The following is a 25,715-nucleotide window of genomic DNA, read 5'->3' as shown; positions in this document are numbered from 1 at the left end:
TTATTCACTCACCTCACTCAAGTTGTTCATAATGAGTTGTCTCAACTCATCTTCAGGTAATATAACATTGAAGTGCTCCCAAAAGTCAGCATCGTATTCGTGTTTCGTCTCCGAAAAAACATTGCGCGTTGGTAGCCGTTCTTCCCGTGGAAAGCTGTTCACATTCTCTGTATCTGTTCTGCAATTTACCATCTCAAACCAAATATGCAACGGTGAGCTGAAGAAATGTCTATTGCGTTTTACTTTGAATTCCAAATCCCCCCTGATGTGATTTAAATAATAGATATGATCGCTGGAGGGTTTATACGAAATTTTATAGGTGGCCGAACGAAGGGTTAACTTATAATCACGGCTTCGCTTTTCCAGAAACATATTGGTTGCTTTCTCGGCATACAAGGGATTGATTTCAAAACGAATCTCCACCAACGCATAATTGTCGGTATCAATATAAAGTTGCCCTTTATAAAGAGGCTCTTTAATCTCTTTTTTCTGCTCGAAAGAGATGACATACACCCTTCTACCATCTATCTCGGTTATATCCGTATAGGTGTAGGTGAAGTTTGACTCTACTCCGCGAGTCTCAAGGAAATCGGGCATACTTCGCATAACATCCAGAACGAGACAGGTATTGATACCCGATTTCATCTTGGTAAAAATGGTATCTGTGGCTTCTTTTTTAAAAACCCTACGCATTTTAATCAGCTTGACCTGATCAGTCATGACTGTAGTCCGGTAAGACTGTTTATAGATTTTCAAGACAGATTCCGTAATATCCAACTTCTTATTTTTGTGTTCAATTGCTTCACGGTAAAAAGTGGTCAGGTAAACCGGACGGGATGAATAGTTCAGCTTGCGGTTTTCAATCATGCGGTTAAGTACCTGCACGGGATTTACAGCCCGCACAATGACTTCCTGAAGCGGTATCACCTTGGGCTCCAGGTAAAAATCAATGTGTTTACCATTCAAAGCGGAAATCTTATATTCGGAACTTTCATAACCTACATGTGATAACTTGACTGATAAATGACTCAGTGAATCGGGCACTATCAATTGAAATTGACCGTTTTGGTTTGTTACCGTTCCGATAGAAGTACCACTCACCCCCACCGAAGCATAGGATATGACTTCTTTGGATACCCGATCATACGCCATGCCTTTGATAACATAAGGTGTTTTTTCAGGGGAAGTGAGTGGTGTTACAGGCGCCTTTTCGGGCACGGGAAGGCTTAATAATATATGATTACCTAAAATACCTATTTTGATTTGTTCGTTTCCCGTTATAAGATGTATGGCGTTTCTGACTGTATATTCTCCTTTGCGGATTTTGACCTCTTCATCATTATTGATTACCTGACTATCGTAAATAAAATAATAACCTGTTTGATCTGACACCTGCCTAAGCAACTGATAACGGCTGCCTTTCGTCGTCGTTATCTTCACCAGACGACTAAGTACATCCTCTGTACCTCCGGCTTGAATGGCTACTGAAACAAAGAGTAGCACAAGCAGCGCGGAGAACAAATGAACAATATGTCGTCTTTCTTTTGTCACGATGTTTACTTCGGTTGGTTGATGTTAATAATATTCTGTTGTACAGTCAGTTCCAAATTTAAAGCCAAGCAGATAAGCTGAGCCATGGTTTGCGGTGAATCATTGTGGAATGTCACTGTTAACAACCGGTCGCCCAATTCGGGAGATATTTTTAGCTGTATAGAATCTGTATTCTCATTGATTATACGTACCACATTCGACAAACGCTGATCTTTAAAATGAATGAATTTCAAGTAACGGTTGAACTGGTCAAAATCTCTTGTTTGCAATGCGCGTAGCTGATCATCTCTTAATAAAGCAGTTTGTCCGGCCGTAACAAAAACGCTTTCCCCGCTTTTTTTAGACGTAACCTTCACCTTGCCGGTACGCACAGACAGAGAAAATGACTCATTATCTTTGCTTCGCACATTGAAAGTAGTACCTACAACTTCAATCCGTGCTTGTTGAGTTTCTATAACAAACGGCCTTTGCTTATTACTGCTCACTTCAAAGAAAGCATCTCCTTTGAGATAGATCTCCCTGCTGTCTTCAGCAAAATGCCGGGGGTATTCCACAGAGGCCTGCTCACTTAAATAAGCAATGGATCCGTCCTCGAAAGTGGTAACCAACGTAGGTTTTCCTTTCTCGTTAGCCAACAAAAGCTTATCTTCTCCCGCATAGAAATTCGTTTTAATAAACCATGCCGCCACTGTGCCTGCTAAAAGCAAAGCGATACAAGCCGCCCACCGCAACGGAACAGACTGCATAAAATGCTGCTTTACAGGAGCATCTGCTTGTGGCAACAAACCGTCTTGTTCCAAACGTGCATAGAGCTCATTCCATGCTTTGTCTGTTTTCTGCTGTTTTTCTTCTCTGCTTTTCATAAAACATAGGTATATTTTTCAATTTCACGTCGTAATTCCTGATAGGTCTTTGTCATTTCTGCCTCAATGGTTTTCACTGACAAAGATAGCGTGTCGGCTATTTCTTTATATTTCAACCCTTCCAAGCGATGCATCCTGAATATGGCCTGCCTTCTTTGGGGTAACTTCTTTAACGTGCGGTTTATCACTTCCTCCAGTTCTTTGTATTCCAACATTTCTTCGGGGGTTGAGTCCGGCACCTGTTCTTCTGCATTCAGCTGGTGTTCTTTATATCGTTCGCGCACATTGACGTGTTCGCAGTACTGAAGTGATTGGTTCCTGATGGCACCATACAGATAAGATTTAACCGAATGAAGAATCTGCAATTTATCACGATCTTTCCAAAGAACATAAAACAGTTCCTGAACAATTTCTTCTGCAATATCTTTACGACCGGTTATGCTGAATGCATACAGACAAAGAGGGGAATAATAGAGTCGAAAGACAGATTCGAATGTCTTGATATCCCCCTCTTTTATTTTTCGTAGAATAAGTAAATCTTCCAGCATAACCATTATGAGTTAACCAATTGAATATCAAATATATATAAAACTTTTCAATGTATGTTCGAAAAGGATTAAATTATCTGCTACCATTTCTTTTTCAATTTATTGACCGCATTTTCTAATGATTCGGTGGGTTCTATAATGTTATAGTCTTCCCAGAAATTCTCATCGTAGAAGTTAGAGACTTTATCGGAAAGTGAATTTCTTTCGTGGAACGCCAATTTGTAAGGAATAACAGCAACACCCTTCTCTTTTATATTGGTAACAACCATCTCTGACAAAACCGAATAGTTGGTAGAGAATAAACGGCGCTTCCAATCACACTTGAAATTAAATTCCGACCGGATGTAATTCAGGTAACTTCGTCCGTTATGTTGTTTATACGTTACCAAGTAGGTTATCTCCTCGGGTTTAAAGCGCAGGTTAAACGGTTTTTTCTTTAACACAGCCTGTGTTACTTTGTTTCGGTCTTCCATGCTAAAGCTGAATTCAGCTTGTGAAAAGGCCAGACTTTCCTGATCAATATAGAGCTTACCGTTAAATAAAGGGTACGGCATAGTTACCTGTGGTTCAAAGCCTACTACAAAGTGAGGGCGTTCATTGATCATGACCGATTTGTCCATCCAAAAACGGTAATAATGAAGCGTTTCTATATCCAGCATTATGTCACGGTTCTTCACAAAATCGAGAAAGATAGACAGGTTGGGACCGCCGGCCAGCTTCACAACCAGTGTATCACCCGCTTTGGGACTTAATAGTTGTCTGCCTTTATGAATCTGTATCCGATCCAGATTAATATTTTCTGTATAGGGGGTTTTATAGATGTTGATGACTGCTTCTGATATATTAATATAACTCCTTCTTTTCTTAATTGTTTCACGATAAAATCCGGTCAACATATTGGGGTTGGCACTATTATTCACCTTTATTTTTTGAATGGCTTCGGTTACCAGTTTAATGGGATTGGCCCCGCGAATAACCACTTCCTGAAGATTTACCGCATTGGGCATCAAGAATACAGTTACATCGTGCATGTCATGTCTCTTTATTGGTAAACGTTGATTGAAATAGCCTACATGAGAAAGCTCCAATGCTTCTGCCTGGATACTGTCCGTTACTTTAATAGAAAAGCCGCCGTCTGCATTAGTAATGGTACCTATACTCGTCCCGGGAACAGATACATTCACATAGCCCAGCTTTTTCTTTGTTTGTCTATCCTTCACCACACCGCTGATTTCAGTGTATCCCGATCCGTCTTTTGCAGAGGCTGTAACAGCTGTTCCGCCCAGAAGTAAAAGGGTAAGGATGATTGCTACTGTAATAAAATGCAAGGTTTTCATAATTGTATGATTTTAGACATTAAACATAACTTGAATAACCGGTTCACTAATATGATAGGTTAGCAAAGAAAAACCCTACGCTTTATTCCGCTTTTTTTTATCTTCACTGAAAATTTAGAAAACAAAAGCCTCATAGCGGGCGTTGAATAGAAAAAATAATCAGATGAAGTACATAGGAGCACATGTCAGTGCATCAGGAGGCGTTGAATACGCACCGGTTAATGCACACGAAATAGGGGCCAATGCCTTTGCCCTTTTCACAAAGAATCAACGTCAGTGGGTCAGCAAGCCGCTTACCGCAGAAAGTATTGATTTGTTTCAGCAAAACTGTGAGAAATACGGTTTTCTTCCGGAATACATCTTACCGCATGACAGTTACCTTATCAACCTAGGCCATCCGGAAGAGGAAGGCTTAACCAAAAGCCGGGCAGCTTTCTTAGATGAGATGCAACGTTGCGAACAACTTGGACTTAAACTGTTGAACTTCCACCCCGGCAGCCATCTTAATAAGATAGATACCGAAGCCTGCCTCAGTCGCATTGCGGAGAGTATCAACATAGCGCTCGATAAAACAAAAGGCGTGACTGCTGTTATTGAGAATACAGCCGGTCAGGGTAGTAACCTGGGCAATGAATTTTGGCACCTAAGGTACATTATCGACAAAGTAGAAGATAAAAGCCGGGTTGGTGTTTGCCTGGATACCTGTCACACCTTTACTGCCGGATACAATTTCTTGCAAGATTACGATCAGGTGTTCAATGCTTTTGAGCAAGAAGTCGGTTTTTCTTTCTTACGGGGAATCCATCTGAATGATTCTAAGAAAGAAGTAGGAAGCCGAGTGGACCGCCACGACAGCATTGGTCAAGGATACATAGGCAATGCCTTTTTTGAAAGACTGATGAAAGATACTCGTTTCGACAACCTACCTATTATACTGGAAACACCCGACGAGACTCTTTGGGCAAAAGAGATCGCGTGGTTGAGAGCAATCAGTCAAGGGTAAGTATCCCCTCGCCTTTTTCAGAACTCATCATCATTAAGCCTTCCCGACCACAAGTACTTGCGGGTTTCCCTGACTGCCACTCCCGACAATAACAATAGTGCTATCAGGTTGGGAATGGCCATTAATGCATTCATGCTATCGGCAATGTTCCACACCACAGTGAGATTCATGACCGATCCCACGAATGCAGCTGCAATGTAGGCAATGCGATAATAAATGATCCACTTCTTCCCTCCCAAATACTCCATAGCCTTTTCACCGTAGTAAGACCATCCCAATATGGTAGAAAAGGCAAAAGTCAGGATACCGACCGATAAAATGGCCGGTCCTACATAAGGAATCTTTCCGAATGCCATTTTCGTGAGTGCTCCGCCTTGCGTATGGTCAATTTCCGGATAAGCAATGATGCTGCTCACCAAAACCAGTCCGGTGAGCGCACAGATAACAACTGTATCCCAAAACGTACCGGTAGAAGAAACCAAAGCCTGACGTACTGGATTGCGCGTGCGTGCCGCTGCAGCCACAATGGGTGCCGAGCCCAGCCCCGACTCATTTGAAAACAGTCCGCGAGCGATACCGAAACGGGCAGCCATCATTACCGTGGTACCCATAAAACCTCCTCCGGCTGCTTGGGGAGTGAAAGCCGAATTGAAAATAAGAACGACGGTATCTTTGAGATAGGCAGCATTCAGCCACAAAATGATGATACATCCCACAATGTAAAAGGCAGCCATGAAAGGCACCAGAGTAGAACAAACTTTTGAGATTCCTTTTAATCCGAAAAGGATTACCAGCGCCAGAAGCAAACAAAGAATGCCACCGGTAACATACGTTGAAATGCCCCAGCTCTCATTCAGCAGCATGGAGATGGAATTTGCCTGAACGGTATTACCAATGCCAAACGCCGCAATTGCCGTGAACACACAAAACAGCACAGCCAGCCATTTCATTTTCAGTCCGCGCTCCAAAGCATACATCGGTCCACCAAGCATCTCACCATTTTCTGTCTGCACCCTATATTTGATGGCAAGCAACCCTTCCGCATACTTTGTTGCAATACCAAACACGCCGGTCAGCCAGCACCAAAGCACCGCCCCGGGACCGCCAAACGCAACCGCGGTAGCCACACCCACAATGTTGCCTGTACCGATGGTAGCAGCCAGCGAAGTAGCCAATGCACCAAACTGGCTAACATCACCACTCGCATTATCGTCTTTCGTGACTGATAAACGAATTGCTGTGAAAATCTTGGCTTGAGGAAAGCGCAGTCTGATGGTAAGAAACAAATGTGTTCCCAGAAGTAATATAATCATCGGCCACCCCCATAAAGCCGAACTAATCTGCGCGGTTAACTCTTCGAACCGTTCCATACGTGCTATGTATTACAATTGTACAGCAAAAGTAGTTTTTTAATATCAAATAGACAAGTATAAATCATATTAGTTGCATTTAGCAGATAGCCATTTATTCTATTGGCTCACCTGTGAAATCTTTCATTATCGTCCGAATAAGTAAGGTATTTTCTATACAAAAAAGAGGATCAAACAATTGCATAAGCAAACAAATTATCTATTCATTCCAATTTTTCGAAAGACGAAACAAAAAAAGCTTTATCAACTGATTATCAGTAGATTAAGCATACAATAAGGAGAGCCAAAAAAAATATTTATATTCACTTTATAATCAAATCTTCGGGGGCGAGTATTCCCGTCGGGGGTACCCCCTCACAAAAAGGCAGTTTGTTTAATAACACGAAAAAATGAGTACAGTAACTCCACTTACATTATCAACCAATATTTGCCACATCACTTTATCATTCTGACATAATAGTAAAACATAAACACAATATTATTCCACATTAATACATTAAGTATTAATTAGAGCCGGAACCTTGTTAGCATCTCAACCAGCATCATCAAAAATATACCACAAGAGGATATTATGCATAAAACCCTTATACAAAAGGGTTTTAGCAAAAATAGCGCAAAAAGGAGCGACGGAAAGATACGCTAAGGGGAATGAATAAATAATGAATATAAAAGTGATTATTTTCTTTTCAGCCTGAGTAGAAGATTTGTTCGCTTAAAGACAATAACAGGATAATAATTATATACTTATTCAACATTTTACAGCTTTATTAGGTTCTGCTGAAAACCTCTTTATGTTTTTAAAAAAGCTCTTTATGTTTTTGAAAAACATAAAGGCGTTTTTAAGTGAAGGTGAGAGTAATGAAATACAGAACATTTCTATAACTTTGGCTCCCAATTGACTTTTAAAATGGATACTAATTAAAAAGTATTCTAATAACCAACAAAACCACATACGAAAGTGTTAAACACAAAACAAATCCGTGGCAAGATTATACATATATAAATATAAGCAGTAAATTTGCCACGGAAATAAGAACCACGAAATAATAAACAGCCATGAATAAGCTCGTAGGAAATAACCTCAAGAAAATAAGATCTATTTCAGCTTTCACTCAAGAAGAAATAGCTTTAGCTCTCGGAATCAACCGTTCTGCTTATAGCAATTACGAAAGTGGGGAACGTGAAATGCCATTGGATTTATTGGAGAAAGCAGCAGATTTATTCGGTTGCGAGCTATATGTATTCTTTGAAGAAAATGTTTCTGAAGACATGATTTTGGCAACAGCTTTCAGAATAGAAGATCTTAATAGTAATGATTTACAAGAGATTATTCATTTTAAAGATATTGTTAAATCTTACATCAAAATGGACCAATTAGTAGCATCTCTATGAGAACAAATCAAATAAGATTGATCGAACAGATGGTTGTAAAATTCCGCCAAGATGTTGGATTAGGAAATACAGATGCCATCAACCTAAAGAGCTTACTTCTTAAACTGAAAGTTGTTAGTATATTCCGTCCATTGTCGGATGATTTCTGTGGAATGAGTTTAAAAGACTCTTCCTCGCATCGTTTCATGCTTATCAACTCCAATCATTCCAAAGGAAGACAACATTTTACTATTGCCCATGAGTTGTTCCACCTTTTTATAGAAGAGAATCCAAAACCACATAAATGTACCTTAAGTAACGGATCAAAAAATCCAATTGAGCAACAAGCCAATATGTTTGCTTCCATTCTACTGATGCCAGAAGATGGGATCCTACAATTATTATCAAAAAATGAAGTTGAAAAAGGCGAAGTGACTTTGGCTTCTGTATTGAGAATAGAACACTACTATTCTGTGTCACGCCAAGCCCTTCTAAACAGATTAAGTGATTTGTCATTCATCAACAAGGCATCAAAAGAAGAATTACTAAAGATATCGGCTACTCAGTCTGCACGTGAATATGGATATGACACCTCCCTTTATCAGCCAGGAAATGAAAATCTAATTGTCGGTGATTTTGGTGAAAAAGCTCGTATTCTCTTTGATGCAGGTAAAATATCGGAAGGCCATTATATTGAGCTTTTGAACAAATTGGATTACAATGGCAAATAATAAAACAAAAATTGTACTTGATTCAGATGTTGTCATTCATTTCATGAAAGGTGATTGTTTTACTATCCTGTTCGATATTTTTCCAGAATATCAATATTTGATACTTGATGTTGTTTATGCAGAGCTAACTAGAAACCCACAGACTAAAACTTTCATTGATAACATATCTAAGTTCATGACTTCCAAGATTCAAATAATTGAATTCAAACCTAACGGTTCCATGATGAAAGAATACGCTTTGTTATTGAAGACTCTAGGCAAGGGAGAAAGTGCTTGCATGATTTATTGCTATAAGAATCACGATGTACTAGGAAGTAGCAATCTCAAAGACATCAAAGAGTATTGTGAATCACATGATATCACCTATTTAACAACGCTTGATTTTCTATATTACGCCTATATAAGGAAGAAGATGACAAAACAGGAATGTGATTCATTTATTCAACAGGTTATAGCTAAAGGCAGTATATTACCGATTGTTGATATATCAAAGTATTCTTGTTCAGTTATAATCTGATTAACGTATCACAACGTCTAACAAAGAAGTACCGGTACGAATATAACTCAAATTACGAAACGAACGATAGTTAAACACAAGAAATAAAAGAGAGGAGCGTAACTCATTGAATTACGCTCCTCTTATATTTTTTGATAGGTATTTATCTATTTCTAGTCATTATTCACTTAAAACTAAACAAAACTATTTATTATTCGTGCATAAAAACAAAAAAGTTACAATCAATCATCTTATTTGGATGAAACATTCGGAGAAGTACTACATATTCGCTCTACAACATAATCAATTTGGCTCAAAGTCACATTTTTTTGGATATTATCCATATCTTTGTAAATGATGTTGGGTTGTATTATCCAAACGACAAGTTGAAAAACATGCAGATACATTATAAATTCAAATTATAAAACACCTTATTATATTGAACAAGTATGTCAATATGGAACCGACTCTTAGGAATCAGAAATACTGAGAACACAAACAATGTAATCAGTCATAAAATTATATCTGCACCACATGACCTCCCCAATTATGTCATTATAGATATTGAAATTGGCCTGAAAGATCATAAAATTCATGATATAGGTGCACTCCGGCACGATGGAGCAACCTACCATAAAACTTCTAAAGAGGAACTATTTAATTTTCTTGATGGTACGGACTATATCTGCGGACACAATATAATTCATCATGATGCTAAATACCTGTTCATAGATCAACCATGTCACTGGTTTCTAGTCGATACACTTTATATCTCGCCTTTATTGTTTCCGGAACGCCCTTATCATAGGTTGCTGAAAGATGACAAACTGATAAGTGAGCAGATAAATAATCCTGTGAACGATTGCGAAAAGGCAAAAGATCTGCTATTGGACGAAATAGCCCGATGGAATTCATTGTCGGACAAAAAGCGCAAGTTGTTTGCATCTATACTAAAGGATAAGAAAGAGTTTGAAGGATTTCTTAGCATGGTGGGTGCTGAACACGTCAATGAAGGACTAGTTGAACTCGTAAAAGACCTTTATGTGGGAAAAATTTGCCGACATGCAGATATTGACATGCTGATCAAGCAACATCCATGCGAATTTGCATACGCATTGGCGCTAATAGACACTACCGACTATCGCTCCATTACTCCCGGATGGGTACTTTACAATTATCCTGACGTTGAATTTATCGTGAAGCTTCTGCGTCATACCAGTTGCAATGAAAATTGCGCTTATTGTAATACCCAACTGGATGTGCTCCATAACTTAAAAGTTTTCTTTGGATATGAACATTTCCGTACCTATGAAGGTGAACCGCTTCAAGAGCAAGCCGCCGAAGCAGCAGTAAAGGGTAAGTCATTGCTGGCAATATTCCCTACGGGTGGTGGAAAATCGCTTACTTTTCAATTACCGGCACTCATGTCTGGCCGTTCAGTACATGGACTTACAGTCATTATTTCACCATTACAATCGCTAATGAAGGATCAGGTAGATAATCTTGCTGACAGAGGTATTACTGATGCTGTAACCATTAATGGTCTGTTAGACCCTATCACAAGAGCGCTATCCATACAAAGAGTACAAGATGGAGAAGCTTCACTTTTATATATATCTCCTGAAATGCTTCGTTCAAAAACCATCGAGAAAATTTTGATGGCACGCCATGTCGTGAGATTTGTAATAGACGAAGCCCACTGCTTTTCCTCATGGGGACAGGATTTCAGAGTTGATTATCTCTACATAGGGAAATTCATACGAAAATACCAACAGAAAAAACGATGTAAGAATCCGATACCCATATCATGCTTCACTGCTACGGCCAAACAGAAAGTCGTTCAAGATATTTGTGACTATTTCAAACAGATGTTGAATTTAGATATGGAGTTGTTCGCATCAAAGGCTTCAAGGACAAATTTGCGCTATTCCGTGATACATGCTGAAAATGATCATGATAAATACTCAAAACTTAGGAGTCTTATGGGTGAGCATAATTGCCCAACAATTATTTACGTATCACGCACAAAACACACAAAAGAGCTAGCAGCCAAGTTAACCCATGACGGTTATGAAGCATTGCCTTTCAATGGCAAAATGGATTCTGATGAAAAGATTGCAAACCAAGATGCATTCATGAATGATCAAGTACACATCATCGTAGCTACGTCAGCTTTCGGTATGGGAATTGACAAGAAAGATGTCGGTCTTGTGGTACATTACGATATATCTAATTCATTAGAGAATTATGTTCAAGAAGCAGGCAGGGCTGGTCGTGATCCCAGCCTCAGTGCACGTTGCTATGTGCTTTATAGTGACAATGATCTTGACAAACATTTTATACTGTTGAACCAAACAAAACTAAGTATTAGCGAAATTCAACAGATATGGAAAGCTATAAAAGATCTTACCAGGCAACGCATGAGAGTGAGCTGTTCTGCATTAGAGATTGCCCGGCAGGCAGGCTGGGATGATTCAGTGTTCGATATTGAAACCCGCGTACGCACAGCTTTGGCTGCTTTGGAGCAAAGTGGATATTTGGTAAGAGGGAACAACGTGCCCCATGTATATGCAACAGGTATTACAGTAAAAAACATGGATGAAGCAAGAGAGCGGATATCAGCCTCGCTATTATTTGGCCTTGATGAAATAGATAAAGCTGTACGCATCATCAAATCACTGATTTCTCAGAAACATATTGCTAAGGCTCAAGATTCTGAAGCTGAATCACGAATTGATTATCTTGCAGACATACTGGGAATAAGTAAGCATGAAGTCATATCAGCTGTAGAACGAATGAGACAAGAAGGTATTTTAGCGGACAGTAAAGATATATCTGCTTATCTGTTGGATGTCGGTAGTTCGGAACGGAAATCGTGGACACAACTCGAACGTTTTGGGAAACTGGAACGATACATACTCAATCATATTCCTGACGATTCTTTGCGGATATCATGCAAACAACTGAATGATAATGCTGTAAATGACAGCATCCTTACATCCACAGAAAAAGATATTCGGACACTACTCTACTTCCTCACTGTCAAAGGATATATTCGCAAGAAAGAGGATGCAAACCGTAATATGGAAATCCATCGTCTGACAGACATGGAATCAATCACCAAGCGTTTTGAAAGACGATTGGAAATAAGTCATTTTACTATCGAATGGTTATATCGTTTAGCTGCTGAAACGGCAAAAGGGACTTCACAGAACAAACCTGTTCAATTTTCCGTTGTAGAACTTTTAAATCAAATAAAATCAAACTCTCAATCTCTTTTCAGCGGATTCAATAATCTGCAGTTGGAAGAGGTGGAAGAAGCACTTCTGTATCTGTCGAAAATCGGTGCTCTCAAACTCGAAGGCGGTTTTTTGGTTCTATATAATGCGATGAATATACAAAGAATAAAAGACAGCAAATCAAGATATAAACAAGATGATTACCGAATGCTTAATGAATTCTATAAGCAGAAAATCCAGCAAGTGCATATTGTGGGCGAATATGCCAATTTAATGGTAAAAGATTACAATTCAGCTTTACAGTACGTTCAAGACTACTTCCAGATGGACTACAAAAAGTTTGTCTCAAAATACTTCAAAGAAGAAAGAGTAAGTGAAATACAACGCAACTTGACACCTCAGAAATACAAACAACTGTTTGGCCAGCTATCTCAACGCCAAATGGAAATTATTTCCGATAAAGATTCGCGCTGCATCGTCGTTGCAGCTGGTCCCGGTAGTGGAAAGACTCGGGTATTGGTACATAAGCTTGCATCACTTCTACTGCTCGAGGATGTAAAACACGAACAACTTCTGATGTTAACATTTTCAAGAGCTGCCGCTACGGAATTCAAACAGAGGCTCATGGAACTGATAGGCAATGCCGCTCATTTTGTCGAGATAAAGACATTTCACTCTTATTGTTTTGATCTTTTGGGTCGAATAGGAAATCTTGAGGCAGCCAAAAACGTTGTGTCAAAAGCTGCCGATATGATTGATCAAGGAGAAGTAGAGCCAAACAAAATAGGAAAGACGGTACTAGTCATTGATGAAGCTCAGGATATGAGTATTGAAGAACATGCACTTGTTAAGGCTCTCATGACTAGAAACGAGGAGATGCGTATAATTGCGGTAGGTGACGATGATCAAAACATCTATGATTTTCGTGGATCTGATTCTAGGTATATGTATCAGTTGACGCAAGAACCCGGAAGCAAATTTATTGAAATGACTGAGAATTATCGCAGTGCTCACCATCCGGTTAAATTCGCCAACGAATTTGTGCAAGGTATTAGTCAACGAATGAAAAGTACGCCAATTATCTCAATGAAAAAAGAAGATGGTTGGGTGGCGGTGACACGCCATCAATCAAAGTATATGTATCAGCCACTAGTTGAAGAATTGATTCACAATCAGATGAATAATAACAATTCGTGTGCGCTCACCCAAACAAACGAAGAAGCTGTAATTCTAGTTGCTCTTCTGCGAAAACAAGGCATTAATAGTAAACTAATACAATCTATGGAGGGTTTCCCATTCTGGAACCTAGTTGAAGTGAGATATTTTTGGAAGTACATTGACAAACGTGTAAAGACACCCTTAATTCCGGATGCATTATGGGAAGATGCCAAACGCGTCACCTTTGCCGCTTATGAGAAAAGTCAAAGTTTGACGTATATAAAACGTTGCGTACAACTGTTTGAACAGACTAACAAAGCAAAATATTTTAGTGATTTCAAAGAATTTATATTGGAGTCATCGTTGGAAGATTTCTGTGATGTTTCAGGTACAGATGTTGTGGTATCTACTATTCATAAAGCGAAGGGTCGAGAGTTTGATGACGTATATATGCTCATATCTGACAATTATTCGAAGGACGCCCATCTAATGCGTCGATACTATGTGGGAATGACCCGTGCAAAAAATAGACTGTTTGTGCATACAAATAGTTCTTCCTTTAATCATTTAGGTGTAGACCGATATACTGACGACCAACAACAGTATACCATGCCCGAAGAAATTGTTCTACAACTTTCTCATAAAGATGTCAATCTAGGTTTTTTCAAAGGACTTAAACAAGAAGTATTGGTTTTAAGAAGTGGCGATGCTTTAAATTACAACAATTTCTGCTTGTATAACACACTAACCAATAAACCTGTAGCAAAGTTATCACAAAACATGCAGACCACATTGTTGGGATGGCAGGAACAAGGTTATAAAGTAAAATCCGCATCCGTTCGATTCATTGTAGCATGGAAACCCAAAGACGCACAAAAAGATGAATCTGAAACAGCCGTTCTGTTAGCAGATTTAGTTCTTTCTTTGTGATTTAAGGCGTGATTTAACCTTTTCATTTCATATCAACCACGCTAAGAGCCAATAAGACAGACAATCATTCCCATCATGTAGACATCACATAGTACCAGTTCCTAATCTTCTGTAAAGTGATAAGAAAAACAGAATAGGTTTCTTATAGAGTGTATAGGTACCTATTCCGTGTTTCTTTATATTCTAATTCTAAGCAATAGCAAATAAAAGCATCAGCTATCTAAATGCAAAGATCATTATTCTGCCTTAGAATAAAGAGCAGTATTCAAGTTATAAATGGAACATCTATCCACATCCATATTAATAGTTTCTTGTCTTTTTAGTAACCATTTCAATTGGCGATATGCCCCAGTTTTCCGCGGAATCGATTTCCTGCTATCACATGGAAGTTATATTTGCCCAATAATACAATTAACAATATTCATTACTGAAGGTTATTTTGTTTCCCTATTGTATCAATGTTTATATATAACAAGACAGGTATTTTTTTGGTATGCAGAGATTTATGTATTTGTGAATACCAAGTAATACCATACCACCATCAAAAAGGGAAGCAAGGTGAACAATTAACCACCAAAAATGCGCAGAATCGTGCCGTTTTTCTTTTATTAATTTAAGGCAATCGAATGGATTTCGCAGGAAAAAGAGTATCTTAGCACCCATTAAAAGAATATCACATCATGTCCAACAACGTTGATATAAGTGAAAATGACATCTTCCAACGCTATCCAGAAACGTTGGAGAAGCTATTGGAAGACCATACAACTCATGAGAACATCTTTTGGGCTACTGATAGCTACACCGATAAGGGTGATGGCTTTCAGTATCATGAAACCATTACCATTGACAAAATTACAGGAAACAATGGCATGATGATACGCCCTCGTGCGATCAAATCTAAAGAAGAACAGATTGGACGTACAAAGGATATGGCCGAAGTGTTCACCCCATCTTGGGTATGTAACGCCCAAAATAATCTTGTTGATGAAGCGTGGTTCGGCAGAAAGGATGCCTTCAATGTGGAAGATACGCACGCGAAGACTTGGAAGTCAACGGTAGGACCAATACAATTTCCAGAAGGGAAAACATGGAAACAGTATGTCCGTGCCACAAGAATGGAAATCACGTGTGGCGAAGGCCCTTACCTTGTAAGCCGCTACGATACAACCACAGGTGATTTCATTCCCGTGGAAGAGCGAATAGGTTTACTTGATCGGAAACTGCGTGTCATCAGTGAAAACACAGAAACAAGTGGCGAATGGTTGGAGATGGCACAGGAGGCCTACAAGAATATCTACGCTTTTGAATGGCAAGGTGACAATCTTCTTCTAGCACGTGAAGCTCTGCTCACAAGCTTCATTGAATACTATCAAGCAAAGTTTGGTAAAGAACCACTACTTAGGTCTATCCTATATATCGCTTATATCATATCATGGAATGTGTGGCAGATGGATGGTTTGAAAGGTGTGATACCCGGCAGTTGCAAAAATGGCATCAAAATCGTTGAACACAATTTGTTTGGTGAAGTGGAAAACACTGTTTTCTGCAAAGGCTGTAAAGAAGAAACCTATATAGGTCACAATGGGATCTACTGCCAAATAAGAGACTGGGGGCTGAAAGACCCCAAGACTGGCGAGAATAATAAGAAAATCAGATTCATTGATTTAATCAAAAAGTAATATATGGCAACATTTGAATCTTCTTTGAAATCTCGGTTGATATATGTCTTTGCCATCAGTGACGAATGGCACAAAGACTGCCTGAAGATTGGCGAAACCACCTTAGACGAGGACGATGGTGATTTACCATCTCCTAATAGTGAGTCACTAAATGTTGCTGCCCGAAAACGTATAGACCAATATACGAAGACTGCAGGCATTGCATACCAATTGCTATATACTGAATTGACATTGTACATCAAGGGGGGTACAGCTCACTCCTTCAATGATAAACAGGTACATAGCGTATTGGAACGTTCTGGGATAAAGAAAAAAGTGTTCGAGACAGTAAAGGGCAGTAATGAATGGTATTGCTGTAATCTTGAAATGGTTAAGAAAGCCATTACCGCTGTAAAGCACGGGCAAACGAGCCTTCATCCAGGTGACATCGGCCAAATACAAATGTCTATCGTGTTGCGCCCCGAACAAGATGCTGCCGTGGAAAAGACAAAGAAGCAATTCCGTCACAATAACCGGATGCTTTGGAACGCAAAGATGCGCTTTGGTAAAACATTATGCGCTCTTCGTGTGGCAAAAGACATGGCAATGAAGCGCACCATCATCGTCACCCACCGACCAGTGGTTGATGAAGGATGGTTTGAGGATTTCGGGAAGATATTCTGCGACCGCCCCGACTATCATTATGGCTCACGAACAAAGGGAGAAGATTTTAAATCACTTGAACACCTTGCCGAGAAAGGCGACAAGTATGTATATTTCGCCTCCATGCAGGATATGCGTGGCTCTGAAATTATCGGTGGTAAGTTTGATAAGAATAATGAAATATTCTGCACTACATGGGATTATCTTATCGTAGATGAAGCTCATGAGGGAACACTAACCGAACTTGGCAAGACGGTCATCGCTGAATTGACAGGTGAGAACACTAAGGTACTACGCTTGTCTGGCACACCATTCAATCTTCTTGATGATTATTCAGAAGATGAAATATTTACATGGGACTATATAATGGAGCAAAAGGCAAAAATCGAATGGGATTTGCTCCACATGGGCGACCCCAATCCCTATGAGTCGCTGCCAGCAATCAATATCTATACCTATGACCTTGGTACGCTGATGAGCGACTACTCAGACGATGAAAAGGCTTTCAACTTCCGAGAGTTTTTCCGCACAAAGGATGATGACACATTCATCCACGAAAAGGATATTAACAAATTCCTTACTCTGCTCTGCAAGGACGACAAGGATAGCCTTTATCCTTATTCCAATGATAACTACAGACGCATATTCCGCCATACATTATGGGTAATCCCTGGCGTTAAGTCTGCAAGAGCGTTGAGTGCAAAACTCAAGACACATCCTGTTTTCGGCAATTTTGAAATCGTCAATGTGGCTGGTGACGGCGACCAGGATGAGGAAAGCGTCGATGCACTCCAGATGGTCAATAAAGCCATCGGTCCCGATCCCGACCAAACATATACAATTACTTTGTCTTGCGGACGCTTGACAACCGGCGTAAGCATCAAACCGTGGACTGCCGTATTTATGATGACAGGTTCTTATAGCACGTCAGCTGCACAGTACATGCAGACAATATTCCGTGTACAGACACCATTCACGCATAAAGGACGGATAAAGGAACAGTGTTACGCTTTCGACTTTGCACCTGATCGTACACTTCGTGTACTCGCAGAAGTGGCGAAAGTATCATCCAAGGTAGGAAAGACTACTGACGAAGATAGACGTGCACTAGGCGACTTTCTGAACTTCTGTCCGATTATATCTATTGAGGGTAGTCAGATGAAGCCATACGATGTGAAGACAATGATGGGACAATTAAAGAAAGCTCAGATTGAAAAGGTAGTACAATGCGGCTTCGAGGATGGAGCACTCTATAGTGATGAACTTTTGAAGTTGACCGACATTGACCTTGCTGCTTTCAAAGACCTCAAAGTGAAGATTGGAAAGACAAAAGCGATGGCGAATTCTGACGACATTAACGTAAACAAGCAGGGATTTACCAATGAGGAATATGAAGAAAAGGAACGTTTGGAGAAAAAGCTCAAACGTGAACGCACTCCTGAAGAACAAGCTCGTCTTGACGAACTAAACCAGCGTACCGACCAACGGAAAGAGGCCATTAGCATACTTCGTGGTATATCCATCCGAATGCCATTGCTGATATTCGGTGCTGATCTTACTAATGAAGATGAAGAGATAACACTCAACAACTTCTCTACGCTCATTGATGATCAGTCATGGGATGAGTTCATGCCAAGGGGCGTTACCAAAGAAATCTTTGAAAACTTCAAGCGTTTCTACGAGCAGGATGTGTTTCGTGAAGCGGGAAAGCGCATACGTGCCATGGCACGTATTGCTGACAAGTTTACTATTGAGCAACGGATTGAACGTATAGCCGGAATTTTCAACACCTTCCGCAACCCTGACAAGGAAACGGTTCTCACACCTTGGCGTGTGGTCAATATGCACATGAGTGATTGTCTCGGTGGATATTGCTTCTATGACGAAGAGTTTAAGACTGTTCTCGACGTTCCACGCTATGTGGATCGTGGAGAAGTGACACGGAATGTATTCCGTCCTGAAAGTCATATTCTTGAAATCAACTCAAAGAGTGGTCTCTACCCGTTGTATGTGGCATACAACATCTATCGTTCCAGAGTAGAAACTGTCAAGGCAAAGTATGGCGAGATAGGGCATGCCTTTGCCATGCAGCTCTGGGACTTGACCATTGAAAACAACATTCTTGTCATTTGCAAGACCCCGATGGCTCGCTGTATCACACGTCGTACCTTGGCTGGCTTCCGTGACACAACTGTGAATGCTAAGTATTATAAGAACTTAATCGAAAACATAACCCAGTACTCTGACCTCGTAGTAAACACCTTCCGCAATGGAAAGAAATTCTGGAATCTAAAAGAAACTGACAACATGAAGCTGGATGCAGTTATTGGAAATCCTCCATACCAAGTAATGGATGGAGGAAACAGCGCAAGTGCGTTGCCTGTATATCAACACTTCGTCACATTATCAAAGAAACTCAATCCTCATTATATATCAATGATAACCCCATCACGCTGGTTCGCTGGTGGGCGTGGTCTTAACGAATATCGTGATGAAATGTTGAATGATAATCGTATGGTGGAAATTATTGATTATGCCGATTCTAAGGAATGTTTTCCAACGGTCATAATAAGTGGTGGCATTAACTATTTTCTATGGAGCGATACGCACAAGGGCTTGTGCCATATCGTCAATGTTATTAGAGGTCAACGTAACAAGATGGAAAGAAAGTTGAACGAATATCCAGTATTTGTGAGGTCTAACTTGTCTATTAGTATTATCCGCAAAACTAACCTATCCAATAGTAAAAGCCTTTCATCTTTAGTTCTTCCGTCCAACCCCTTTGGCTTCCGAACATATATAAGAGGCGAATCTGAACCATTCAAGGACAGTATTCGCTTTATTCATAGTGATGGCGTTGGATATGTTGCTCGTTCAAAGGTATCTAGATGTAAGGATGCAATAGACACGTACAATGTTATTACAACGAGGGCGATGTCTGGTGGAAACAAGCCTAATGTTGATGGCAGTTATCAGATCATTCCAGCTACAATGAAGGTTATGCGGGCTGGAGAAATTTGCGCTGAAACCTATATTTGTATTGGACAATTTGAGAAAGAAGAGAAAGCTGAGCATCTAATGCATTATCTTTCCACTAAATTTGTTCGTTTCTTGATGCTACAATCTATGACGTCCATTATGATTAGCAAGGATGTTTTTCGCTTTGTCCCACTTCAAGATTTTGCAAAAGATTGGACTGACGAGGAACTATATAATTTATATGCCCTTACACGAAACGAGCGTGAATATATCGAGTCCATCATCAAGCCTTTAGGCTGATAGGGACTTCCTTAAAATGCTATTATAGGAAATCCACCATATCAGCTAACTGTAGCAAAGAAGGATACAGAAAACGGACAAAGAGCTGTAACAAACATCTTTCATCATTTCCAAATCATTAGTGATAATATAGCAAGATATACGTCATTAATATATCCTGGTGGTCGATGGATTCATCGCTCAGGAAAGGGCTTAGGGAACTTTGGTTTAGAACAAATCAACGACCCCCATTTACGGAAAATAATATTTTATCCAAATGCAAATGAGTTGTTTAGCCAACAAGGCATACCAGATGGGATCTCTATAGTGATGAAGGATTCAAGAAAGAAAACGACAGGTTTTACCTATGTCTATTCTATTGATGGAAGGAGAATTGAAGTGGAAGCTCTAAATCCAGGTGAAGATTTAATGCCACTTAATCCATTGGATGTTGATGTCGTCGGGAAGATAAACTCATTTGTAATATCCAATAATCTTGCATATCTGCATGATTCTATTTTTCCCAGAACACTCTTCGGAATAGAAAGTAATTTTGTGGAAAAAAATCCTTCGCTTGTATATGAATATAAATCGGATTCATCTGTAAATTTCAACAAAGAAATTAAGCTATTTACCAACGACAAAGCAGGTAAGAGTGGAAGAGCTTGTTGGTTTGTTACCAGCAAGGATAATATACTCTCAGGCAAACAATATCTCGACAAGTGGAAAGTGGTTGTATCAAGTGCTAATGCTGGAGGACAAAAGCGTAATAATCAGTTAACGGTCCTAGACAATCATAGTGCTTTTGGCCGTTCACGTGTAGCGCTCAAAATCTTCGATACAGAAGCTGAAGCCCGAAATTTTTACAAGTACGTCAAGAGTGAACTTATTAGGTTTGCATTCTTAATGACTGACGAATCCTTAACTTCATTGGCAAAGCAAGTGCCAGATATACAGGATTATTCAGACACTAATCCCTATATTGATTTTACATCTGATGTCAGTAAACAACTTTATAAACTATTCCAGATAGAATCTGATACACAAAAACACATACGAGAAATACTTTCAAAGAAAGCGGAGTAACAAGTATATTTCTATCGTTTATAGTACGATAGAGATATACTTTATTCCATTGGCTTAATTACACTTTCGATATAAGCAATTTCATCTGATGTAAGGCTATATTTTTTGTATAGTTCAGTGTCCGTCCATTGGCGAGAGAAATTTTGTAAAGGGATTAACTGGAATTTATCCTTTGCAATATTTTGGGTAAGAAGAATTGCTGCGAGTAAGAAACGTACAAATCGTGTTTTCATATACCTAACTTGGTTTTCTGCTTCTTCTTTGTGGTCAAAACATGACAATAGTAGGTAGGATTCAGAGCAAATCTCATCTGGTGCAATTATTATAATGCGTGAAATTACTCGCTTCATACCATTAATATCTGACTGTCCAGCATGTTCAGATCCAGCTTTTGACATAATTGTTTTCCACTTGCCAACCTGATTCACATTTGAACGAATATCCTCCCTTTTTACATACCCCCAACCTTTACTTGTAAATATGCGTACTGATTCTTTAAAATATTTGGTTGAAAAATTACTATTGCTTGCAAATCCAAACGGATTACGACTATACACCGTAGAGTCCATTGTTCCTTCATTCAATGCTTTAACCTTGTTGATGATTTCATAAGCAATCATATCTCTTATAAATACATTACCCTCTGAAAGACGCCTTGTATTTGATATTCTTGACTTATCTTTATAACTTACAAAAGTACATTGCCCTTGATACTGAGAAGACCAATTGAAATAGCATACTCCACCTGCTATGTCAGCCGTAGGGAACAATAATCTTGAATCGTCAAAGTCAGCAATAAATGCAATCCTATTATCATTGAGCATCTCATTTCTAAAATCATCAAGCCCTTTTCCTCCAGTGTACCACTTCGCTGGCATAACCATGGAAATATATGTAGGCTTCATTTTCTTAGCAATATCAACAAACTTGTGGTACACGGGGATAGCACTACTGCCAATTCCTCCTCCATCCATTACCTGATATGGTGGATTTCCTATAATAGCATCTATGGTCATATTGTCGCTTTGATTGATTCTCCAAAAACGCTTGCCGTCCTTAAAGCAGTTTACTACAACGGCTGATTTTTGGGTTATGTTTTCGATTAAGTTCTTATAATACTTAATACGAGAAGGTAGGACTGCAAAACATATAGCTTATGACCATGATTATTATATATGATAGACAACTTTATAACAAACGCAACATCATGGTTGAAAAATTCAAAGATTTTCTCGTGCTATCGAATATGGCCGAGAATACTATCACTGCCTACATCTATGCAGTGAACGATTTCAAATCTCAGTACAAAGAGCTAACTAAGGCAAACTTGGTGCTTTACAAAGCGTATCTCATTGAAACATTCAAGCCTAAAACCGTAAACTTACGCATCCAGGCATTGAACAAGTATCTGGATTTCATGCGCAAACCACAATTGTGTCTGAAATCGGTAAAGGTGCAGCAACGCACCTATCTGGAAAATGTCATCAGTAACGCTGATTACACATTCCTGAAGAACAAGCTAAAGAAAGAAAATAATCTGGAATGGTATTTTGTTGTTCGCTTCCTTGCCGCTACGGGTGCAAGAGTTAGCGAATTGGTGCAACTGAAAGTGGAACACGTAAACGTGGGTCATTATGACATTTACACCAAAGGTGGCAAGATACGCCGGCTTTTCATCCCCAAAAAATTGCAAGAAGAAGCTCAGGAATGGCTTAACAAAAACAATAGGGATAGTGGTTATCTATTTCTCAATCGCTTCGGGGAACGGATAACGACAAGAGGCATTGCACAACAGTTGAAGAGCTTTGCCGTGAAGTATGGTCTCAATCCGAGAGTTGTTTATCCGCATTCCTTCCGCCACAGATACGCCAAGAACTTTCTCGAAAAATTCAATGATATATCTCTTCTCGCCGATCTCATGGGGCATGAAAGCATAGAAACAACCCGAATATATCTGCGCCGAACTGCCAGCGAGCAACAAGCAATAGTGAATAAGGTCATAACATGGTAATAAATAAGAATGGAGATGTCTCAAAATGAAGATACATCTCCATTCTATTTAGTTGATAGGTATTTATCTATTTCTAGTTATTCACCTTACTTCACTTCCTCTAAAACAACCACACCTGTAAATCAAATAGTTATGTGTTATATCGTACAAATATGGTTATTTTGCCCCCTCTAAAATCATTATTCTGCATTGAAAGGTGGCAGTAGCTATCAGCCATGGGCAGTAAGGAAAAACATGCTCAATAGCCGGAGAGGAAGATTTTCCTGAGATTCCACAAGCAGAATACCGGCATTGACCGGAATGAAAACCGGCGGTTACCTTTGCCGAAAAGTACAATCTCTTGAGATCGCAGGGCGGAGAACAGAACAGCAACTACAAAAGGGATGGATAGAAAAGAAAACCTGATTATAAAAGAATAAGCTGTAAGAAAGAATAAAAATTTTGCAGAGAGAAATATTTGTTTTATCTTTGCATCAACATGCTTACCCCGCTTCCCGTAAGAACAGCGCGCTCAGGGTAAGCTTTTTATTTTTATAGCTATGACAAAAATTCCATACCCCAAGCAGCTTACATCCTTTACTGATCAGATTGAGTTGCTAAAACAGCGTGGATTGGCCTTTGCAGATGAGACGAAGGCTCTTCATCTTTTAAAGAACATCAGCTATTACCGATTGAGCGGTTATTGGTATCCTCTGCTGATAGATAAGCAGAATCATATATTCCGTCCGAAAAGTACCTTTGAAACGGCATATTCACTTTACAAGTTTGACAGTGAACTTCGGAAGCTTATCATCGCCGAACTTGAAAAGATAGAGGTAGCCGTGCGCACGCAGACAGCATATATTCTCTCTTCCATATACAGTGCCAACTGGTTTGAGGATGCTTCATTGTTTTCAAATCCAGTACGCCATGCCAAGATATTGGTAAAGATAGATGAAGAACATCAGAGAAGTGATGAAGTGTTCATAACAGCTTTCCGTGCAAAGTATTCCGACCACTATCCGCCAAGCTGGATGATCATGGAAATTGCCTCATTCGGCACATTGTCTATCCTATACAGTAATCTGTTGCCCGGACAGGCCAAACGTAAGATTGCTGCCTACTTCGGACTGGCTGACAGTGTCTTTTCCTCATGGCTTCACAGCATTGTATACATCAGAAATATATGTGCTCATCATAGCAGATTATGGAATAAAGTGTTAGGAGTGCGGCCGCTAATGCCTCGTTCTCCTCATAATACCTTTATCCCAATTCCTGCAAGTGGAACACAACAAGTGTATTTTATATTAAGCATGATTAATTATCTGCTTAACACAGTCAACCCGAATCATTCTTTTATTCCGAGATTCAAGGAGCTTCTGAACCGTTATCCTATGGTAGATATAAAGGCAATGGGATTTCCTGCAGAATGGGAGAATGAGATCCTTTGGAAAACTATAAATATGCCAATACAGCAAAGGTAGTTTCCAAGGCAATGGCATCATCAAACAGATTCCTGAAGAAAAGAAACGCTCTGAGATAAAAAAAATACATACATAATATTGAGATGGAGAATGATATCTTTAAAAAAGCGCTAAGCATCATTTCATAAGAGCGATCGTTGATTCATGAATTTATTTGAATGCGAATAGATATATCACTAATTTGGCAATAAACAACCTCTATTGCCAAATTAGTGATAAAAAATATTCAGAAGAAAAACCAGGCTTGAATATTACGCTTTCCCAGACTTGTTATGCGCGAAGTAAATAATTAAACCATTGACAGAAAAGTTCATTTTCTATAGACTGGAGAGTAGAAACATTAAAAGGGTGTGCTATTTAGTTGATGCACCCTCTTGGGCTATAACACATTGTTAATCAATGCTTGTATTTTGGCAAAGAACTCAAATCCTACATAGGAGACTACATATAGATGGTAGAACCTTGAATTATTTGTCTGGCAAAGGTACGCAATAAGTTGGATACTTTTGAGACTATATAGTCCAATTATTAAAGATTTCAAGTATCTGAAGATTAAGAGTGTGTATGTAGCCCCCTTAAAAAACTACACCGGAACTATCTCTGTTGATTGGATAGTTCCGGTGTTATGTATTAATAGGTATATGAGCTATATTATAAGGTGGAATGTACCTTACTTGATTTTACTCATGGAATCAAGGCTTTTGTGTTGAACAAAAACAATCACTCTTTTATCTGGGGTGTAACCTATGGCTCCAGTTTGGATATTATAGTATTTACGCCCTTTCTTAGCCTTTACAACAAACTTACCAAAGTTCGTCAAGCGAATCTCGTTCCCCTCTTCCAAAGACTCTTTAAGAACCTCTAAAAAAGGATCGATAATTTGTATAAGCTCCCATTTTGGATAACGACAGCCGCTATTTCTCAACTTATCGAATAACCTGTCTATGATTTCCTGTTTATTCATGCCTAATTATGTGTT

The 25,715-nt window shown here is 39.3% G+C and carries 17 protein-coding genes and 1 pseudogene; 11 read left to right on the top strand and 7 right to left on the bottom strand.

Annotated features, from left to right (window positions below):
• The 4 genes from C511_RS0105055 to C511_RS0105040 form a co-directional block, all read right to left on the bottom strand.
• On the bottom strand, positions 1-1,551 hold the full coding sequence (locus C511_RS0105055) for a carboxypeptidase-like regulatory domain-containing protein (protein ID WP_051260456.1): 1,551 nt from the start codon (positions 1,549-1,551) through the stop codon (positions 1-3).
• A 5-nt stretch (positions 1,552-1,556) separates the two neighbouring features.
• The gene (locus C511_RS0105050; RefSeq protein WP_024996401.1) at positions 1,557-2,414 is read right to left on the bottom strand and encodes a FecR family protein; all 858 of its coding nucleotides are present in this window, start codon (positions 2,412-2,414) and stop codon (positions 1,557-1,559) included.
• A complete protein-coding gene (locus tag C511_RS0105045; protein WP_024996402.1) occupies positions 2,411-2,962 on the bottom strand; it encodes an RNA polymerase sigma-70 factor in 552 nt (183 codons plus the stop codon). The genes C511_RS0105050 and C511_RS0105045 overlap by 4 nt, the downstream gene beginning before the upstream one ends.
• Positions 2,963-3,042: 80 nt before the next feature.
• The gene (locus C511_RS0105040; RefSeq protein WP_024996403.1) at positions 3,043-4,299 is read right to left on the bottom strand and encodes a carboxypeptidase-like regulatory domain-containing protein; all 1,257 of its coding nucleotides are present in this window, start codon (positions 4,297-4,299) and stop codon (positions 3,043-3,045) included.
• Positions 4,300-4,462: 163 nt separating this feature from the next.
• Between C511_RS0105040 and nfo the strand changes: the two genes are divergently transcribed.
• Positions 4,463-5,302, top strand: coding sequence for a deoxyribonuclease IV (gene nfo, locus C511_RS0105035; protein WP_027317880.1), 840 nt, complete (start codon positions 4,463-4,465; stop codon positions 5,300-5,302).
• A 17-nt stretch (positions 5,303-5,319) separates the two neighbouring features.
• Here nfo and C511_RS0105030 read toward each other — a convergent pair whose 3' ends face one another.
• Positions 5,320-6,672: an alanine/glycine:cation symporter family protein gene (locus C511_RS0105030; RefSeq protein ID WP_027317879.1), complete on the bottom strand. Its 1,353-nt coding sequence runs from the start codon at positions 6,670-6,672 to the stop codon at positions 5,320-5,322.
• A 1,056-nt stretch (positions 6,673-7,728) separates the two neighbouring features.
• Here C511_RS0105030 and C511_RS0105020 point away from each other — a divergent pair.
• From C511_RS0105020 to C511_RS17425, 8 genes and pseudogenes are all read left to right on the top strand, one after another.
• Positions 7,729-8,064, top strand: coding sequence for a helix-turn-helix transcriptional regulator (locus tag C511_RS0105020; protein ID WP_024996405.1), 336 nt, complete (start codon positions 7,729-7,731; stop codon positions 8,062-8,064).
• The gene (locus C511_RS0105015) at positions 8,061-8,774 is read left to right on the top strand and encodes an ImmA/IrrE family metallo-endopeptidase (protein WP_027317878.1); all 714 of its coding nucleotides are present in this window, start codon (positions 8,061-8,063) and stop codon (positions 8,772-8,774) included. The genes C511_RS0105020 and C511_RS0105015 overlap by 4 nt, the downstream gene beginning before the upstream one ends.
• The gene (locus tag C511_RS0105010; RefSeq protein WP_024996406.1) at positions 8,764-9,291 is read left to right on the top strand and encodes a hypothetical protein; all 528 of its coding nucleotides are present in this window, start codon (positions 8,764-8,766) and stop codon (positions 9,289-9,291) included. Before C511_RS0105015 ends, C511_RS0105010 begins: the two co-directional genes overlap by 11 nt.
• A 428-nt stretch (positions 9,292-9,719) precedes the next feature.
• Positions 9,720-14,597 carry a RecQ family ATP-dependent DNA helicase gene (locus C511_RS0105005; RefSeq protein WP_027317877.1) on the top strand — a complete coding sequence of 1,626 codons (4,878 nt, stop codon included), beginning with the start codon at positions 9,720-9,722 and terminating at the stop codon, positions 14,595-14,597.
• 680 nt (positions 14,598-15,277) lie between these two features.
• Positions 15,278-16,276 (top strand): hypothetical protein, encoded by a 999-nt coding sequence (locus C511_RS0105000; protein WP_024996407.1) that lies wholly within the window; start codon positions 15,278-15,280, stop codon positions 16,274-16,276.
• Positions 16,277-16,279: 3 nt separating this feature from the next.
• The gene (locus C511_RS0104995) at positions 16,280-20,197 is read left to right on the top strand and encodes an Eco57I restriction-modification methylase domain-containing protein (protein ID WP_027317876.1); all 3,918 of its coding nucleotides are present in this window, start codon (positions 16,280-16,282) and stop codon (positions 20,195-20,197) included.
• A gap of 21 nt (positions 20,198-20,218) precedes the next feature.
• Positions 20,219-20,458 (top strand): annotated as a pseudogene (locus tag C511_RS18525) (Eco57I restriction-modification methylase domain-containing protein); the annotation flags it as partial.
• A 48-nt stretch (positions 20,459-20,506) separates the two neighbouring features.
• Positions 20,507-21,262, top strand: coding sequence for a restriction endonuclease (locus C511_RS17425; protein WP_244877221.1), 756 nt, complete (start codon positions 20,507-20,509; stop codon positions 21,260-21,262).
• A gap of 41 nt (positions 21,263-21,303) precedes the next feature.
• Here the strand turns inward: C511_RS17425 and C511_RS16240 are convergent, their stop codons facing one another.
• Positions 21,304-22,386 carry an Eco57I restriction-modification methylase domain-containing protein gene (locus C511_RS16240; protein ID WP_394356831.1) on the bottom strand — a complete coding sequence of 361 codons (1,083 nt, stop codon included), beginning with the start codon at positions 22,384-22,386 and terminating at the stop codon, positions 21,304-21,306.
• An 83-nt stretch (positions 22,387-22,469) separates the two neighbouring features.
• On the opposite strand from C511_RS16240, the gene C511_RS0104980 reads away from it, so the two are divergent.
• Both C511_RS0104980 and C511_RS0104975 read left to right on the top strand, forming a co-directional pair.
• Entirely contained in the window at positions 22,470-23,273 is an 804-nt protein-coding gene (locus C511_RS0104980) for a tyrosine-type recombinase/integrase (RefSeq protein WP_154657478.1), read from the top strand.
• Between the two features lie 539 nt (positions 23,274-23,812).
• On the top strand, positions 23,813-24,736 hold the full coding sequence (locus C511_RS0104975) for an Abi family protein (protein WP_024997365.1): 924 nt from the start codon (positions 23,813-23,815) through the stop codon (positions 24,734-24,736).
• 670 nt (positions 24,737-25,406) lie between these two features.
• Here C511_RS0104975 and C511_RS16235 read toward each other — a convergent pair.
• Positions 25,407-25,700, bottom strand: a complete 294-nt coding sequence (locus tag C511_RS16235; protein WP_024997366.1) for an HU family DNA-binding protein — start codon at positions 25,698-25,700, stop codon at positions 25,407-25,409.
• Positions 25,701-25,715: the final 15 nt, after the last annotated feature.

The organism is Bacteroides graminisolvens DSM 19988 = JCM 15093, assembly GCF_000428125.1.
GTDB lineage: Bacteria > Bacteroidota > Bacteroidia > Bacteroidales > Bacteroidaceae > Bacteroides > Bacteroides graminisolvens.
This window is presented reverse-complemented; position numbering and strand designations above follow the sequence as displayed.